Here is a 15,816-nt window from a genome sequence, read left to right on the forward strand (position 1 = left end):
GGCTCCTCAGCATGAGGACTGCTGGCGCACCGTTAATTCAGCGCAATGCGGACCCAACCAAACGCAATGTCCACCCAGTGCCCTCACCCTGAGGAGCCTGCGATAGCAGGCGTCTCGAAGGGCGAGGGCTGATGCGTGCCGATGCAGCTCCAAAACTCGCGCTTGCCGAATCTGCGCAGATGCCGGACGCTCGTTCCCGCCTGACTGGAGTTTTCCCCTTTATCCACTAACTTATCCACATGTTGTCGCTTTTTTAATTTTCATCACTATATCTTGACGTCGTCGCAAGACTCACGCAGTCTGGAGGCAACACGGAATGGCGACGCGGCGAACGATCTCAAGGACGTTCGGCGAGTTTCGGCGACAGCCGGACGAGAGCGTCGCCTTGCGTGGGCGTGATCCTCGTTTTCGGCGTGCTTTCAATCGCAGCGTATCCATCCGCGAGCGCGGGGCGCGCGTCTTTCGAGTTCAGAATTGGGCACAAATTGCGTCGCGGGCCAGCGAATGGCTGCGTGCGGGCGGACGCCTGCGCTTTGAGGGGATGAGACGATGAAAATTGAGCGGCGCTACACCAAGGCGGGCGAATCTCCTTATGCGAACATTCCGTTCCGCACGACGAAGAGCGAGATCCGCAATCCCGACGGCTCGATTGTCTTTTCCCTGGACAATATCGACGTCCCCAACCAGTGGAGCCAGGTCGCGGCCGACGTTCTGGCGCAGAAATATTTCCGCAAGGCCGGCGTGCCGGCGCGCTTGAAGCGCGTCGAGGAGAATGCCGTCCCGTCCTTCCTGTGGCGCTCCGTCGCCGATACGGAAGCGCTCAGCGAACTCCCCAAGGACCAGCGCAACGGCTCCGAAATTTCGGCCAAGCAGGTCTTCGACCGTCTCGCCGGCGCCTGGACCTATTGGGGATGGAAGGGCGGCTATTTCGACGCCGAGGAAGACGCCCAGGCGTTCAGCGACGAGCTTCGCTACATGCTCGCCATGCAGATGGCGGCGCCCAATTCGCCGCAATGGTTCAACACCGGCCTGCATTGGGCTTACGGCGTCGACGGGCCGAGCCAGGGGCATTTCTACGTCGACTACGCCAATGGCAAGATGGTGAAGTCGAAATCGGCCTATGAGCATCCGCAGCCGCACGCCTGCTTCATCCAGTCGATCGCCGACGATCTCGTCAATGACGGCGGCATCATGGATCTGTGGGTGCGCGAGGCGCGGCTATTCAAATATGGCTCCGGCACCGGCACCAATTTCTCCAAGCTGCGGGGCGAGAAGGAGAAGCTTTCCGGCGGCGGCTCGTCCTCGGGCCTGATGTCCTTCCTCAAGATCGGCGACCGCGCCGCCGGCGCGATCAAATCCGGCGGCACGACGCGGCGCGCGGCGAAAATGGTCGTCGTCGACATCGACCATCCCGACGTCGAAGCCTTCATCGATTGGAAGGTGAAGGAGGAGGAGAAGGTCGCCTCGCTGGTCACCGGTTCGAAGATCGTCAAGAAGCATCTGAAGGCGATCATGCGCGCCTGCATGAATTGCGAAGGGCCGGGCGACGACTGTTTCAACCCCGAGATCAATCCGGCGCTGAAACGCGAGATCAAGCTCGCGCGCAAGAATGAAGTGCCGGACAATTACATCAAGCGCGTCATTCAGTTCGCCAAGCAGGGCTACAAGGACATTCACTTCGACACCTATGACACGGACTGGGACAGCGAAGCCTATCTCACCGTCTCGGGTCAGAACTCCAACAACTCCGTGCGCGTCACGGATGCGTTCCTTCAGGCGGTCGAGAAGGACGAGGACTGGAACCTCATCAAGCGCCTCGACGGCAAGACGGCGAAGACGCTGAAAGCCCGCGATCTGTGGGAGAAGATCGGCTACGCCGCCTGGGCGTCCGCGGATCCCGGAATCCAGTTCCATACGACGATCAACGACTGGCACACCTGCCCGGCCGGCGGCCCCATTCGCGCGTCCAATCCGTGTTCGGAATATATGTTCCTCGACGACACGGCCTGTAACCTTGCGTCTCTAAACCTGCTTCAGTTCCGCGACCTCGAGACCAAGCGCATCGACGTCGATTCTTACGAACACGCCGTGCGGCTGTGGACGGTGGTGCTCGAAATCTCGGTGCTGATGGCGCAGTTTCCCTCAAAGGAAATCGCGCAGCTGTCCTATGACTACCGCACGCTGGGGCTCGGCTTCGCCAATGTCGGCGGACTCTTGATGTCGTCTGGCGTCGCCTATGACAGCGACGCCGGCCGCGCCATCGCCGGCGCGCTTTCGGCGATCATGACGGGCGTCTGCTACGCGACCTCCGCCGAAATGGCCAAGGAGCGCGGCCCCTTCGCGCGCTTCATGGAGAATCGCGAAGCGATGCTGCGGGTCATCCGCAATCATCGCCGCGCCGCGCATGGCGAACGCGTCGGCTATGAGCAGCTGGCGATCGCGCCGGTGCCGCTCGACGTCGCGTCCTGCTCCGATCAGCTCTTGGTCGAGCGCGCCGGCGCCGCCTGGGACAAGGCGCTCGCGCAAGGCGAACTCTACGGCTATCGCAATGCGCAAGTCACCGTCGTCGCGCCGACCGGCACCATCGGCCTGGTGATGGATTGCGACACGACCGGCATCGAGCCCGATTTCGCGCTCGTCAAATTCAAGAAGCTCGCGGGCGGCGGCTATCTCAAGATCGTCAACCGCGCCGTGCCGGAAGGGCTGCGCTCGCTCGGCTATCGCGAGAGCGACATCGCCGAGATCGAGGCCTATGCCGTCGGCCACGCCTCGCTCTCCAACGCGCCCGCGATCAACACCACGAGCCTGCGGGCGAAGGGTTTCACCGACGAGAAGATCGCGGCGGTGGAAGGAGCGCTGCGCAGCGCCTTCGACATCAAATTCGTCTTCAACAAATGGACGCTCGGGCAGGACTTTCTCACCGGCGTGTTGAAAGTTCCGGCGGCCGCGCTCGACGACAAGAACTTCGATCTGCTGACGCATCTGGGGTTCTCGCGCGCCGACATCGACGCCGCGAATGTCCATATCTGCGGCGCGATGACTCTGGAAGGCGCGCCGCATTTGAAGCGCGAGCATTATCCGGTGTTCGACTGCGCCAATCCCTGCGGGCGCACCGGCAAGCGCTATCTCCTGGTCGACTCGCATATCCGCATGATGGCGGCGGCGCAGCCTTTCATCTCGGGCGCGATCAGCAAGACCATCAACATGCCCAATGACGCCTCGATCGAGGATTGCGAACAGGCCTATCTGCTGTCGTGGCGCCTCGGGCTCAAGGCCAATGCGCTCTATCGCGACGGCTCGAAGCTCTCGCAGCCGCTCTCGGCGCAGCTCATCGCCGGCGACGACGACATCGACGCGATGGACGTCGTCGAGGAACTCGTCACCGCCAACATGCCGGCGCGCGCCGCGGCCATCGCCGAACGCATCGTCGAGCGCGTCGTGCATCAGGTGATCCGCGAGCGCGAAAAGCTGCCGAACCGGCGCAAGAGCTACATTCAGAAGGCGACGGTCGGCGGCCACAAGGTCTATCTGCACACGGGCGAATATGAAGACGGGCGCTTAGGCGAAATCTTCATCGACATGCACAAGGAAGGCGCGGCCTTCCGAAGCCTGATGAATAATTTCGCCATCGCGATTTCGCTCGGCCTGCAATATGGCGTGCCGCTCGAGGAATATGTCGACGCCTTCACCTTCACCCGCTTCGAGCCCGCGGGTCCGGTACAGGGCAATGACGCGATCAAATATGCGACCTCGATCCTCGACTATGTGTTCCGCGAGCTGGCCGTCTCCTATCTTGGCCGCAACGATCTCGCGCATGTCTCGCCCGAAGACGTCGGCCATGACGTGCTCGGCAAGGGCCAGCATGAGGGCAAGGCGCCCGAGACGAACTCGGTCGTCTCGCGCGGTCTGCTGCGCTCCAAGACCGACAGGCTGATGGTGGTGCAGGGCGGCGGGGCGGTCGCTTTACGCGAGACGCCGGAAGTGGCGCATGAGGCTGACGACCCGACCTCGACGCTCGGCTGGACCGAGCCGACGAAGACCGTCACCGGCGTCGCCGAAAAGCGCGCCGAAGCGCGCATGAAGGGCTATGTCGGCGAAGCCTGCCCCGAGTGCGCGAATTTCACGCTCGTGCGTAACGGCACGTGCCTGAAGTGCGAGACGTGCGGCGCGACGACGGGGTGTTCGTGAGGTCTGACTCTGGGCTTCAACCGAGAGGCGCTGACCGAATGACCATTGCAGGTTATACACGACTCAAATTCGAGACGGCACTAAACCAAGTGCTGTCTCCTACAACGCCCATCAGGAGCATCGAGCACCTGCGGGGGCGGGATAAAAAGTTGGAGGAAATCCGACGATCTCTCGTTCAGACTGGTCGCCACATCTTTATCCACGGAGAACGCGGCGTAGGAAAGACGTCGCTGGCGCAGACCGCTGCGTTCGAACATCAGCCTTCTGGCGCCGAGCCGATCCTTCTCTGCTGCGACCCATCATCAACCTTCTACGGAGTCGCACAGGATATCATCTCCCGCTTGCTGACCTCCGACCCCACCGTAATCAAAAGGATAACCAATAAAAAGGCAGGCCTCGTTCTTCAGTCGGTGTTGTCACTAGAGTCGCAAGAGATTATCGAGCGTGGACGGGCTCCTGAGTTACGTTCGATGAACGAAACGATAGCTACGATCAGTTTTGTTGCCAAACAGCATTCGAAAAAGCCTGTCATCGTGATTGACGAATTTGAACGCATCAAGGACTCCAATCAGCGTACTTTGTTTGCAGACCTCATAAAACAGTTAGGGGACCAGTCCGTTCCGGTGGTGATTATATTTTGTGGCGTCGGAAGCTCACTTGAAGAACTACTTGATGCTCATCATTCGTGTTATCGTTATCTAACCGCTGTCTGCCTGGATCGCTTGGGGTACGACGCGCGCTTACAAATCATTGACGCTGCACTGGAGCGCGTTGAAATCGACGTCGATGATACCACTCGCTACAGGGTTGCGACCATTAGCGACGGGTTTCCACATTACGTGCACCTCTTGACCGAGAAGCTTCTCTGGGAAGCGTTTGATGACAATGAAGACGTTAAGGTTATTAACGTGGTCCATTACAAAGATGCTGTTGCGTCTGCCGTGAATGACATCGAACCTCATCTCAAGGCGATCTACGAGAAAGCGACGCTCAAGTACAACAATGATTATGAGCAGGTGCTCTGGGCTGTTGCAGATGACCATCAACTAAAGCGTAGGAGTGCTGACATTTTCGAGTGCTATCAGAGGCTGATGCAGTCGGTCGGCGAAAGGGCGCTATCGCGTGAAAAATTCAATGCTCGTATGAACACTCTGAAAAAGCCAACGCACGGCGAAATACTAAAAGCCAATCGTCAGGGGTGGTATGAATTTCGGGAACCGATCGTCCGCGGCTATGTCCGCCTTAGGGCGGAACACAGAGGCGTTGCGTTGGGGAAAGATCACCCCTTAGAAGTGCGGATTCGAGCGTCATAATATTCGTGTTGCGGACTACACTCGGAAAAAGGCCCAATAATAGGCCGTCCCGCGCGGGTCGTCCTTCGAGACGCCGCCTTCGGCGGCTCCTCAGGATGAGGACTGCTTATTGCCGTTGCAAGTGGCGCATCCTACTCTCTCGGCTCCAATCGACGCCAGCAGCTCCCGCACCCTCGCGCGCGTCTCCGTCGCGAGCGTCTTTCGGTCCTTATCGCTCGTCTCGACCGCCTCGCCGAACACAATGTGACATTGCGTGGGGCCGCGCTTCATCAAGCGCCACAGATGAGGCAGGAAGGTCATGTCGCCATACCAGCCGACGTCTATCCTCTCCAACCCGTCTGAATAAGAGATCGCCACAGGCGCGAGCGTCGGCGCTTCGCCGCGCGCCGTCATGGCCTCGAGCGGCGCCAAATGCGCCGAGCGAAAGGGCAAAACCGCGGCGCCGTCGCTCGACGTGCCTTCGGGAAAGACGACGAGATCGCCGCCCGCGCGCAGCACATCGGCGAGCGAATCATTGACGCGCGCAACATCCTGCCTCGCGCCGCGTTCGACGAAGATCGTGCCTTGCAGCCGCGCGAGCAATCCGAGCACAGGCCAGCTGGCGACTTCGCTCTTCGCCAGGAAGACGAAGGGATAAAGGCTCGCGAGCGCGATGATGTCGGTCCATGACACGTGGTTGGCGACGACGAAGCGCGGCGCCGTTGCGGGCAGGGCGCCGCGCGCGTCGACCTTTATGCCAATGACGGCGCAGACCATGCGGCAGAAGCGCGTCTGGATCGCGTGCTGAATCGGCCAGCCGCGCCGGCGCGCCAGCGCCTGGAGCGGAACAAGAAAGACGAAAGCGCCCGCCAGCGTGAGGACGAAGGCGAGCGCGCGCAGATAGGCCATGGCGCGCAGATGGCGCGCCTCTAAGACAGGCGCATGACAGCGCCTGCGCTACCGCGCCGCCGATGCATCGGCCAGGAAAAATCGCACCATCTCGCGCGAGGCCTCGGGACCATGGCGATCGGCGAAGGAGCCGTCAGGATTGCCGCCCGACCAGGCGTGGCCGAGCCCCTCGACGGCCCAATGTTCCAACTGCGGCACGCCGCGCGCGTCCGCGATGACGGTTCGGCTGTAATTGCGCCCGCCCGCCGATCCGGTCTCGCGCGTTTCGCGCGCGATCGCATCGGCAAGATCGAGCCGAGCCCCTGCGATGATCGTTTCGCCGTTGGTCGGATGCACTTTCTGGTCGGCTTCGCCGTGGAAAACTATCGTCCGCACGTAGTCGTCAGACAGCGACCTGCGCGCCGCGCCGAGTTCGAATTTGCCGCCCATCGCCGCGAAGGCGGAGGCGACGTCGCTGGCCGAGCCATGCGCGAGACCGGAATGTATGCCGACCGCGGCGTAGAGTTCCGGATAGGTCGCGGCCATAGTCGCGGCCATGGCGCCGCCAGCCGACAAACCCGCCACATAGACGCGCGACTCATCGACGCGCCATTCCGCCATGATGGCGCGGGTCATGCCGGCGATGAGGCTGGGTTCGCCCTTCTCGCGGGTCTGATCCGCCGGGTTGAACCAGTTCCAGCAGCCCATCTGATTGGCCGTGGTCGACTGCGCCGGATAGGCGACGATGAAACCATGTTCTTCAGCCAGCTCATTCATGCGCGAGCCGAGGGCGAAGTCGTCGGGGTTCTGCGCGCAGCCGTGAAGCATCACGATCAACGGCCGTTCTCCGTCTCCCACGCCATTGGGCGCATAGACCTTGTAGTCGCGGGCGCCGGCCGGGCCGACATAGCTGCGCGAGAGATAGGCGGCGCCCGGCGGAACGTCGATGTTGGGGGCTTTTCGCAGACCGACGAGCGGCGCGCCGCTTTGATTGAGGCCTGGAAGACCGGCGTGACGCAGCAACTCCACCGTCTCGCCGAGCGGGCGGCGCAGACGAAACGTCGGGGGATGCGGCTCGGCATGTTCGGCCGGCTGCGGCGTTGGCGTCGCAGCGCCGCCAGCCGTCAGCGCGCCCATCAGCACGCGCGTCGCTTCCGCGAGATTTCGCTCGCGCGTCAATTGCGTCGCCCGGTTGAAGGCGCTCGTCAGGAGGTTTTTCATTTTGTCTACGCCTCGCGGGAGAATGGGGGAGGTCAACTGATGCGGTCCTGGAGCGCCGCCTTGACGGACTTGCTCGCTTGCAGCGCGCCGAGCACGGTGATGGATTCGACGGTCTCGCGCGCGAGTTCGGGCGTTACGTCTTCGGCGATGGACGCCAGTCCCAGGACATGGATGCGCAATCTTCGGCCGGCCGCCTTCACGGCCTCGAGGTCTTCGCGGCTGTAATGGCGCAAGCCGAGTTCCAGCGTATTCCGCACGATGGATTGTTTGACCGCGTCCGCATGCGCGCCGAGCTGGTTGCGGATCGCCGTGCGGATGAAGTCGGTGCGGTTGGAGTAGAAGCCCTCGCGCACCAGGAGATCGATATGGCCGAGATCGACGTAGCCGACATTGATGGTGATTTTCTCGGCCTCCGGCGGCCTTTCGCGCAATTTGTGTAGGTCCGCCATGGCCATCCTCTCACCATCTGCATGGATGGTATATGGATGGCCGCGGGTTTGGGCGCAAGTGGGGCGCGCGACCTTTGTGGCCATCGTCGACCTGACGACTTCCTCCGCGGTCGAGTTCTTGGCTACTCTTGACGCCGCCGCTTGAGGCGCCCTTATGTGCCTGCCCGCCCAACTTGGCGGCCAAGATCAGGCTTTCTGGGAGATCCTAATGACGTTTGTGCTTGCGCGCCGCGCATGTGTCGTTGCGGCCCTGTCGCTTCTTTTCGCTGGGTCGGCGCTGGCCCACGGTCCGTCGCGCCAGAAGGTTGTCGAAAAGATCGAAATCGACGCCCCGGCCGCGAAGGTCTGGGAGATCGTCGGCAATTTCCAGGATTGGAACTGGCATCCCGCTATTGCAAAGACGGAAGGGACGGGCGGCAACGCCGCCGACGCCAAGCGCAAGCTGACCCTCAAGAACGGCGGCGTCATTGACGAGACGCTGACCAAATATGACGCCGACGGCAAGTCGCTGAGCTACAAGATCGACGCCGTCGACGTGAAAGTGCTGCCGGTCAACAACTACGCTGCGACGATCAGCGTGAAGGAAGACGGCGGCAAGAGCGTCGTCGAATGGAAGGGCGCGTTTTATCGCGGCTTCATGAACAATGATCCGCCGCCGGAGCTTTCCGACGAGGCGGGCATTAAGGCGGTGAGCGATATTTACAAGTCGGGTCTCGCCGCGTTGAAGGCCAAGGCGGAGAGCAAGTAAGCGCCGCGCCATGCGCCAAGCACGGGTCAACATTGCGCCGGTCAATCTCCAGTCGAATTGGATGACGGGCGTCCTCGTCCTTCGTGACGCGTGCTGCGCACGCTCCTCAGGATGAGGAAGCCCTTCACCCGATCGCCCTGGGTCGATTTCGCCGCAACGCGCCGGCTCATTCTTGGCGCCGCGGCGGGGCTCTCTGTGTTTCTGCCGATTGCCGCATTCGCGGCGCATGGCGCGTCGCCGCTGAAAGTCGTCGAGACGACGATCGTGGATGCGCCGCCGGGCAAAGTCTGGGCGGTCGTCTCTGACTTTGCTCACGCCGACTGGCTGCCGGGCGTCGCCCGTATCGAAGCATCGGGAGACGATGTTCCCGATCAGGCGCGTCGCAGGCTGATCATGGCCGACGGCGGCGTCATCGAGGAACGGCTGACCAAGCGCGACGCCGAGCGGATGCTGCTTGGCGTGCATCGCGAAGGCGATGATGTGAAGCGGCAGCCGGCGACCAATTACACCGCGCTGATTACGCTGCGGCCGTCCGAAGACGGCAAGACGCAGGTCGAATGGAAGGCGCGCTTCTACCGCGGTTATCCCAACAACGACCCGCCGCCGGAATTGAACGACGATGTCGCCATCGCCGCGGTCACGGCGATGCAGCGCGCCTATCTTGCGGCGTTGAAGGCGAAGGTGGAAGAAAGATGAAACTGTGGCGCCTTCCTTCTCCCGTTTACGGGAGAAGGTGGCCCGGCGAAGCCGGGTCGGATGAGGGCCCTCACCCGTCACGCGTTCCGCGCGACACCCTCTCCCGAACTGAAGTCGGCTTTTGCCGACTTCAGCATTGGCTACGCAAACCGGGAGCACCCGGTTTGCGCCGGGAGAGGGGAGGCGCGAGCATTCTGGTCATCGCTCTCCTTCTTCTCGCCGCGCCCGCGCTCGCCGACGAGGCCTTCGTCACCGCGCAAGGCGCCGACGCCCTCTCGATCGTCGATCTTTCCAAGATGCAGACCGTCGCGACGCTGCCGATCGGCGGCAAGCCGGCGGGCGTCGCGGTGTCGCGAGACGGCGCGCGCGCCTTCATCACCAGCCCCGAAGGCAAGTTTCTCACCGTCATCGACGCGGCGAGCCGCACCATCGAAAAGCGCATTCCGGTCGAAGGCGGGCCGCTCGGCGTCGCCGCCAGTCCCGACGGCAAGCGCGTCTATGTCGCCGATCTCTATGGCCGGCGCCTCGTCGAGATTGATCTCGCAGGCGGCGCGCAGCGCAGCGTCGGCGTCGGCGCGATGGCGTCGGGCGTCGCGGTGGCGCCGGACGGCAAGACGATCATCGTCGCCGACCGCGACGACAATGCGCTTTCCATGATTGACGCGGCGACGTTTTCACGCGTCGCGACGATACCTGTCGGCAAGCATCCTTTCGGCGTGACGATCGACGCTTCCGGCGCGCGCGCCTATTCAGCCAATGTGGAATCCGACGATGTCAGCGTCGTCGACCTCGCTTCCCGCAAAGTCGTCGCGACGCTCAAATGCGGCAGCCGGCCTTACACGGTGGCGCTCGCCAAGGGCCGAATCTTCGTCGCCAATCAGCATGGCGACAGCGTCAGCATCTTCGACGCGGAGACCTTGGCGCCGCTCGAAACGATAAAGGTCGGCGAATATCCGGAAGGGCTGGCGGTCAGCGGCGATGGCGCGCGCGTCTATGTCGCCAATTGGTTCTCGAACGAGCTTTGGGCGGTCGACGCGCAGACGCTGAAAGTTCTGGGAAAAGCAGAGACCGGCGACGGCCCGCGCGCCTTCGGCGCCTTTATTCGCGGGACGAACTGACGCGGCCGTCATACAGCATCTGCAGGAACAGTTGGGATGTCATTCCCGACGCGCGCAAAGCGCGCGATCGGGAATCCAAGCTCGCAATTTAACTCAGCGGAATTCGTTCTGGATTCCCGCTCAGGCCGCCGGCCTGCCGGGAATGATACGCCCAAAGAACGGAGCAGGCGGAATTCGCATCACGGCTGCGTTTCAACATGCTCGGGCCGCACGCCAAGCCCGATGAGCCGCGCTGGCAATCGACGCAGCAGCGGCACGGCGTTGAGGAGTCGCAGCGCCAGCGGCGCGTCGAAGGGCTTCTCCGCGGCGAGCACACTGCGCACCACGCGATTCTGGATGGCGAGCTGAAGGGCCTGCGTGACGCGGGTCGGAAACTCCCGCCGGCGCTGCACGGCGCGCACGTCCTCATCGCTCAGCGCATTGTCGCGCAGCTTTGCGGCAAGAAGATTGGCGGTCGCGACGGCGTCCTGGATCGCCAGGTTCACCCCGACGCCGCCGACGGGCGACATGGCGTGCGCGGCGTCGCCGATGCACAGCAATCCGGGGCGGCTCCAAATCTTGAGGCGGTTGACCTGAACGGTCAGCAGGCTGACGTCCGTCCAATCCTTGAGCGTGTCGACGCGATCGGCAAGGAAGGGCGTAAGGCCGGCGATTGAGTCACGAAACGACTCGATGCCTTTCTCGCGCAATTTTTCGGCGTCGCCTTTCGGAATGACGCAGCCGCATTGCCAATAGGCGCCGCGATCGATCATCGCCAGCATGCGCCCCGGCGCGACCCGGCCGAAGCTTTCATCGGGATCGCTCTCCTTGCGCGGCAGTTTGAACCACAGCACGTCCATCGGCGCGCCGAAGTCCTCGACGGGGAGCTTTGCGTCCTCTCGCATCCGTGAGCTCCGCCCGTCGGCGGCGATGACCAGCTTGGCCTCGATCTTCAATTCTCCTTCCGGGCCTGTCGCCAAAACGCCGCAGACGCGGTCGCCGTCGAACAGGAGGTCGTCGCCGGCAGTCTTCATCAGAAGGCGGAATTTCGGCAGGGCGCGCGCATGTTCGGCGATAAAGTCGAGAAAATCCCATTGCGGCATGAAGGCGATGAAATTGCACGCGCCGGGGAGGCTCGAAAAGTCGGCGACCTTGTATTGACGCTTCCCGATCCAAGCCGAAAGCTCATAGGTCTTGTGGTGCGGAAGCCGCAGGAATTCGTCGAGAAGGCCGAGTTCGTCCATGATGCGCAGCGTCGATGGGTGAATCGTGTCGCCGCGAAAATCGCGCAGAAAGTCGGCGTGTTTTTCGAGGACGATGACGTCAACGCCGGCGCGCGCGAGCAGAAATCCGGCCATGAGCCCGGCAGGGCCGCCGCCGACGACGCAGCATTGGGTCGAAAGTGTCGCGGACATACAGTCCTCCGTCTGAGGGCGTCGCAAGCGGAAGCGCGAGCGGCTTCGATTGCGGGGTTGCGGCAAGGCTGGACATTGGCGCCATCAGACGCAATAAGGGGCCACAAAATCGAGGACGCCAGATACATGTCCTATATCGTTCGCTTCTTCACCTGGTGGAACCGCGCCACGCTCAGCACCGGCCTGTGGACGATGCTATACGGCGAACGCGTCGGCGAAGATGAATTCGGCAACGTCTATTACCGTCGGCGCAGCGGCAAGATCGACTCCGCGCTCGGGTTTGAACGGCGCTGGGTGATCTACAACGGCTATTGCGAGGGTTCGGCCACGCCGCCCGGATGGTACGGCTGGCTGCACCACACGGTGGACACGCCGCCAACCGACGAAACCTATCGGCCGCGCGCCTGGGAGCTTCCGCATCAGGCCAATTTGACCGGAACGCCGCAGGCCTATCGGCCGCCGGGCTCTCAGCTCGCGCTGGGCGAGCGGCCGCCCGCCGGCGGCGACTACGCCCCCTGGCGGCCCGAAGGCTGAGCGGCGCTCTCCTTGGAAAGGCCTTTCTTGCCTGCTTTCGTCCCCGGCTTGTTTTTGAGGCGGACGGAGAATCATGCGGTGATCGGATGAAGTTGCCCTTATCCCTGACGCCAGCGGCAGTCGGCGCATGGGCTTTTTTTGCGGTCGCCGCGTCAGCCGAGCCGATCCGGCATCCGACCGCGATCTTCGCCGGCCTCGACAAGACGACTGGCCGCATCATCAATTTTGACGTCGCGATCGACGAAACGGTGCAGTTCGGCGCCCTTCAGGTGACGCCGCGCGTATGCAACACGCGACCGCAGACCGAAACGCCGCAGACGACGAGCTTCGTCGAGGTGGACGAACTCATCCTCAAGCCGGAACGCCGGGGCGACCCCAAGCCCGAAGCGGTCAAAACCGACGCTAAACAAGAGGCGAAGCGAATCTTCTCGGGCTGGATGTTCGCGGCAAGTCCCGGTCTCCACGGGGTCGAGCATCCCGTCTATGACGTCTGGCTGGTCGACTGCAAAGGCGGCAAGGAGACGATCGCGCCGCCCGCTGAGGCGGCCGCGCCGGCGGCTCCGCCTGCCGAGGCCGAGGCGACGGCCCCGTCAGAAGGGACCAGCGGCAAGAAGCGCCGCTCGCGCAGAGTCGAGCCGACGGCGCCGCCGCCGATGGAAAATCAGCCGATCGGGCCTGTCGATCAGGCCGCTCCGGCGCCCGTCGAGCCTGAGGCGGCGCCTGCGCCAGCGGAAGATCCTGCCGCGTCAGCGGGCGGACGCAAGAAGAAGAAGCGGCGCGCCGAACAGCCCAGCCCCGCTGCGGCGCCGCCTCCAGCGAGCAACCCGCTGTTTCCCTTCTAATCCTCAAGCGCGGCCAGCGCCTGAGCGCCGCTCACGGGCGCGTTCTTGGGCCAGACGTTGAAGTTGGCCTTCTCGGGGAGCGCCTGTTCAAGCGCGCGATGATATTCCTCGCGCGAAACCTCGATCGCGCCGAGCGAGGCGAGATGCGGCGTAATGAATTGCGTGTCGAGCAGCTGGAAGCCGCCCGCCCGTAACCGCCCCATCAGGTGGACAAGCGCGACCTTTGAGGCGTCGCGCTCTAGATGGAACATGCTCTCGCCGAAAAAGGCGCTTCCGAGAGCGACGCCGTAGAGCCCTCCGACGAGACGCCCGTCGAGGCGGCATTCGACCGTATGTGCGAAGCCAATATCGAACAGCTCGCGATAAAGCCGATGAATTTCGGCGTTGATCCAGGTTCGCTCACGTCGAAACGCGGGAGCCGCGCAGGCGTCGATCACCGCGTCGAAATCGCGATCGACGACGACTTCGAAGCGATCGGACCTTACGGTCTTGGCCAGGGAGCGCGACACGATGAAGTCATCGAGGGGAAAGATCGCGCGCCGCTCCGGATCGACCCAATAAAGCTGGTCGTCGTCAGCGCTCTCGGCCATCGGGAAAAGCCCGATGGAATAGGCTCGGAGCAGAAGATGCGGGGTGATTGCATAGGGGGCGTTGAGACGGGACATCTATTGAAGGATAGCGGCGCGAGAACGCCGCGCCACCCTCGGGCGGCGAGTTTCTTTAAAGAAAGTCGAATTAATTGCGTGTCGAGCAGTTGAGCTTCTTGCCGCGCCATTCGACCATCGCGTCGTCGCCCTTGTTCCAGAACTCGATGTTCTTGGCGACGTAGCGCGCGCCGCTCGCGGCCATGGCCTGTTTCGCCATCACGGTCTCGCCTTTAAAGACAAGTTTGGCGCGATTGGCGTTCGCGCCAAGGAAAGTGACGCTCAGAGCGGCGTTGGCGTCGCCCGAACAAGTGAAGACGAAAGGACCGCGGACGGTGATTTTTGCGTGGGCGGATGAGAGCGGCGCAGCTGCCGCCAGAAGCGCTGCGACGATGACCAAGGATCGGTTCATCTTCTTCCGCCCTTCGCTCTAAAATCCGGGCTCGATGCCGCCCGTCGCCAAAAAATGCTCCAACCAATGAATGTCGTAAATTCCGTTTTGAACGTCGGCGTTGCGCACCAGCGTGCGAAACAGCGGAAGCGTCGTATCGATGCCGTCGACGATAAATTCGTCCAGCGCACGACGTAGTCTCATCAGCGCTTCCGTTCGGTTGCGCCCGTGAACGATCAGTTTTCCGATGAGCGAATCATAGTTGGAGGGGATCGTATAGCCCTGATAGACGGCTGAATCGACGCGAACGCCGACGCCGCCGGGCGGATGGTAATAAGCGATGCGCCCCGGTGAGGGCCTGAAGCTCGTGGGGTGCTCGGCGTTCACGCGACATTCGATGGCGTGGCCGTAGAACCACATGTCTTGCTGTCGCAAGGAGAGCGGCGAGCCTGCCGCGACCCGGATCTGTTCGCAGACGAGATCGACGCCGGTGATCGCCTCCGTCACCGGATGCTCGACCTGAATGCGCGTATTCATCTCGATAAAATAGAATTCGCCGTTTTCGTAAAGAAACTCGATTGTGCCGGCGCCGGCGTATTGCATGTCTCGCATGGCGCGCGAGCAGATCTCGCCGATCTCCGAACGCTGGGCGTCGTTGAGCGCGGGCGAGGGGCTCTCTTCCCAGATCTTCTGGTGGCGGCGCTGCAGCGAACAGTCGCGCTCGCCGAGGTGAACCGCCTGGCCCTTGCCGTCGCCGAAAATCTGAAACTCGATATGGCGCGGCTTTTCGAGAAATTTCTCGAGGTAGACCGTATCGTCGCCGAACGCGGCCTTCGCCTCGGTGCGCGCGGTGGCGATCGCGATGGGAAGGTCATGCGCGTCGCGCGCGACCTTCATGCCGCGGCCGCCGCCGCCGGACGCCGCCTTCACCAGAACGGGAAAGCCGATCCTTTCGGCGATCTTGAGCGCTTCCTTTTCGCTCAGGATCGGACCGTCGGACCCGGGCACGCAGGGAATGCCGAGCTTCCTTGCCGTCGCCTTGGCTTCGATCTTGTCGCCCATCAGGCGGATGTGCTCGGATTTCGGGCCGATGAAAGTTATGTTGTGCTCTTCGAGAATCTCCGCGAAGCGCGCGTTCTCTGAAAGGAAACCGTAGCCCGGATGCACGGCGTCCGCGCCGGTGATCTCGCAGGCGGAGAGCAGGGCAGGAATATTGAGATAGGAATCGCGGGCGGCCGCCGGCCCGATGCAAACGGACTCGTCGGCAAGCTTGACATGCATGGCGTCGGCGTCGGCGGTCGAATGCACGGCGACTGTTGCGACGCCCAGTTCTTTGGCCGCGCGCAGGATGCGCAGCGCGATTTCGCCGCGGTTGGCGATAAGGATCTTGTCGAACATCTCTTACCGCCGC

14 protein-coding genes are annotated in these 15,816 nt (G+C 62.7%); 7 read left to right on the forward strand and 7 right to left on the reverse strand.

From position 1 onward, the window contains the following. The first annotated feature begins 549 nt into the window (after window positions 1-549). The gene (locus IYY11_RS21610) at window positions 550-4,188 is read left to right on the forward strand and encodes a vitamin B12-dependent ribonucleotide reductase (RefSeq protein ID WP_196405767.1); all 3,639 of its coding nucleotides are present in this window, start codon (window positions 550-552) and stop codon (window positions 4,186-4,188) included. Between the two features lie 38 nt (window positions 4,189-4,226). Continuing rightward, entirely contained in the window at window positions 4,227-5,501 is a 1,275-nt protein-coding gene (locus IYY11_RS21615; protein WP_196405768.1) for an AAA family ATPase, read from the forward strand. A gap of 90 nt (window positions 5,502-5,591) precedes the next feature. Here the strand turns inward: IYY11_RS21615 and IYY11_RS21620 are convergent, their stop codons facing one another. From IYY11_RS21620 to IYY11_RS21630, 3 genes are read right to left on the reverse strand one after another with little or no spacing between them, the layout of a single operon-like run. Continuing rightward, entirely contained in the window at window positions 5,592-6,389 is a 798-nt protein-coding gene (locus tag IYY11_RS21620; RefSeq protein WP_196405769.1) for a 1-acyl-sn-glycerol-3-phosphate acyltransferase, read from the reverse strand. A gap of 48 nt (window positions 6,390-6,437) precedes the next feature. Continuing rightward, complete coding sequence (locus tag IYY11_RS21625) at window positions 6,438-7,589, reverse strand: PHB depolymerase family esterase (protein WP_196405770.1); 1,152 nt, start codon at window positions 7,587-7,589, stop codon at window positions 6,438-6,440. 32 nt (window positions 7,590-7,621) lie between these two features. Continuing rightward, window positions 7,622-8,038, reverse strand: coding sequence for a CopG family transcriptional regulator (locus IYY11_RS21630; protein ID WP_175094944.1), 417 nt, complete (start codon window positions 8,036-8,038; stop codon window positions 7,622-7,624). Between the two features lie 208 nt (window positions 8,039-8,246). Between IYY11_RS21630 and IYY11_RS21635 the strand changes: the two genes are divergently transcribed. The 3 genes from IYY11_RS21635 to IYY11_RS21645 all read left to right on the forward strand — a co-directional run bounded on the left by IYY11_RS21635 (window position 8,247) and on the right by IYY11_RS21645 (window position 10,600). Further along, window positions 8,247-8,786: an SRPBCC family protein gene (locus IYY11_RS21635; RefSeq protein ID WP_196405771.1), complete on the forward strand. Its 540-nt coding sequence runs from the start codon at window positions 8,247-8,249 to the stop codon at window positions 8,784-8,786. Window positions 8,787-8,897: 111 nt separating this feature from the next. Continuing rightward, window positions 8,898-9,482: an SRPBCC family protein gene (locus IYY11_RS21640; RefSeq protein ID WP_196405772.1), complete on the forward strand. Its 585-nt coding sequence runs from the start codon at window positions 8,898-8,900 to the stop codon at window positions 9,480-9,482. Between the two features lie 164 nt (window positions 9,483-9,646). After that, entirely contained in the window at window positions 9,647-10,600 is a 954-nt protein-coding gene (locus IYY11_RS21645) for a beta-propeller fold lactonase family protein (protein ID WP_246720149.1), read from the forward strand. Window positions 10,601-10,779: 179 nt separating this feature from the next. Here IYY11_RS21645 and IYY11_RS21650 read toward each other — a convergent pair whose 3' ends face one another. Further along, on the reverse strand, window positions 10,780-11,994 hold the full coding sequence (locus tag IYY11_RS21650; RefSeq protein WP_196405773.1) for an FAD-dependent oxidoreductase: 1,215 nt from the start codon (window positions 11,992-11,994) through the stop codon (window positions 10,780-10,782). Window positions 11,995-12,120: 126 nt separating this feature from the next. Here IYY11_RS21650 and IYY11_RS21655 point away from each other — a divergent pair, with 126 nt between their 5' ends. After that, a complete protein-coding gene (locus tag IYY11_RS21655; protein WP_196405774.1) occupies window positions 12,121-12,528 on the forward strand; it encodes an NADH:ubiquinone oxidoreductase subunit NDUFA12 in 408 nt (135 codons plus the stop codon). Window positions 12,529-12,614: 86 nt separating this feature from the next. Continuing rightward, window positions 12,615-13,370 carry a DUF2155 domain-containing protein gene (locus IYY11_RS21660; protein ID WP_196405775.1) on the forward strand — a complete coding sequence of 252 codons (756 nt, stop codon included), beginning with the start codon at window positions 12,615-12,617 and terminating at the stop codon, window positions 13,368-13,370. Here the strand turns inward: IYY11_RS21660 and aat are convergent. The 3 genes from aat to accC form a co-directional block, all read right to left on the reverse strand. Beyond that, entirely contained in the window at window positions 13,367-14,035 is a 669-nt protein-coding gene (aat, locus tag IYY11_RS21665; RefSeq protein WP_196405776.1) for a leucyl/phenylalanyl-tRNA--protein transferase, read from the reverse strand. The two genes, IYY11_RS21660 and aat, sit on opposite strands and share 4 nt — an antisense overlap. A gap of 70 nt (window positions 14,036-14,105) precedes the next feature. After that, window positions 14,106-14,426: an MliC family protein gene (locus IYY11_RS21670; RefSeq protein ID WP_196405777.1), complete on the reverse strand. Its 321-nt coding sequence runs from the start codon at window positions 14,424-14,426 to the stop codon at window positions 14,106-14,108. 18 nt (window positions 14,427-14,444) lie between these two features. After that, the gene (gene accC / locus IYY11_RS21675) at window positions 14,445-15,803 is read right to left on the reverse strand and encodes an acetyl-CoA carboxylase biotin carboxylase subunit (RefSeq protein ID WP_196405778.1); all 1,359 of its coding nucleotides are present in this window, start codon (window positions 15,801-15,803) and stop codon (window positions 14,445-14,447) included. Window positions 15,804-15,816: the final 13 nt, after the last annotated feature.

The sequence above is a fragment of the Methylocystis sp. H62 genome, assembly GCF_015709515.1.
In the GTDB taxonomy this organism is placed as follows: domain Bacteria; phylum Pseudomonadota; class Alphaproteobacteria; order Rhizobiales; family Beijerinckiaceae; genus Methylocystis.

Excerpts from the sequence above, each read along its gene's own strand:
- IYY11_RS21610 (WP_196405767.1), top strand. The coding sequence starts at position 550 with ATGAAAATTGAGCGGCGCTACACCAAGGCGGGCGAATCTCCTTATGCG.
- IYY11_RS21615 (WP_196405768.1), top strand. The coding sequence starts at position 4,227 with ATGACCATTGCAGGTTATACACGACTCAAATTCGAGACGGCACTAAAC.
- IYY11_RS21620 (WP_196405769.1), bottom strand. The coding sequence starts at position 6,389 with ATGGCCTATCTGCGCGCGCTCGCCTTCGTCCTCACGCTGGCGGGCGCT.
- IYY11_RS21625 (WP_196405770.1), bottom strand. The coding sequence starts at position 7,589 with ATGAAAAACCTCCTGACGAGCGCCTTCAACCGGGCGACGCAATTGACG.
- IYY11_RS21630 (WP_175094944.1), bottom strand. The coding sequence starts at position 8,038 with ATGGCGGACCTACACAAATTGCGCGAAAGGCCGCCGGAGGCCGAGAAA.
- IYY11_RS21635 (WP_196405771.1), top strand. The coding sequence starts at position 8,247 with ATGACGTTTGTGCTTGCGCGCCGCGCATGTGTCGTTGCGGCCCTGTCG.
- IYY11_RS21640 (WP_196405772.1), top strand. The coding sequence starts at position 8,898 with ATGAGGAAGCCCTTCACCCGATCGCCCTGGGTCGATTTCGCCGCAACG.
- IYY11_RS21650 (WP_196405773.1), bottom strand. The coding sequence starts at position 11,994 with ATGTCCGCGACACTTTCGACCCAATGCTGCGTCGTCGGCGGCGGCCCT.
- IYY11_RS21655 (WP_196405774.1), top strand. The coding sequence starts at position 12,121 with ATGTCCTATATCGTTCGCTTCTTCACCTGGTGGAACCGCGCCACGCTC.
- IYY11_RS21660 (WP_196405775.1), top strand. The coding sequence starts at position 12,615 with ATGAAGTTGCCCTTATCCCTGACGCCAGCGGCAGTCGGCGCATGGGCT.
- aat (WP_196405776.1), bottom strand. The coding sequence starts at position 14,035 with ATGTCCCGTCTCAACGCCCCCTATGCAATCACCCCGCATCTTCTGCTC.
- IYY11_RS21670 (WP_196405777.1), bottom strand. The coding sequence starts at position 14,426 with ATGAACCGATCCTTGGTCATCGTCGCAGCGCTTCTGGCGGCAGCTGCG.
- accC (WP_196405778.1), bottom strand. The coding sequence starts at position 15,803 with ATGTTCGACAAGATCCTTATCGCCAACCGCGGCGAAATCGCGCTGCGC.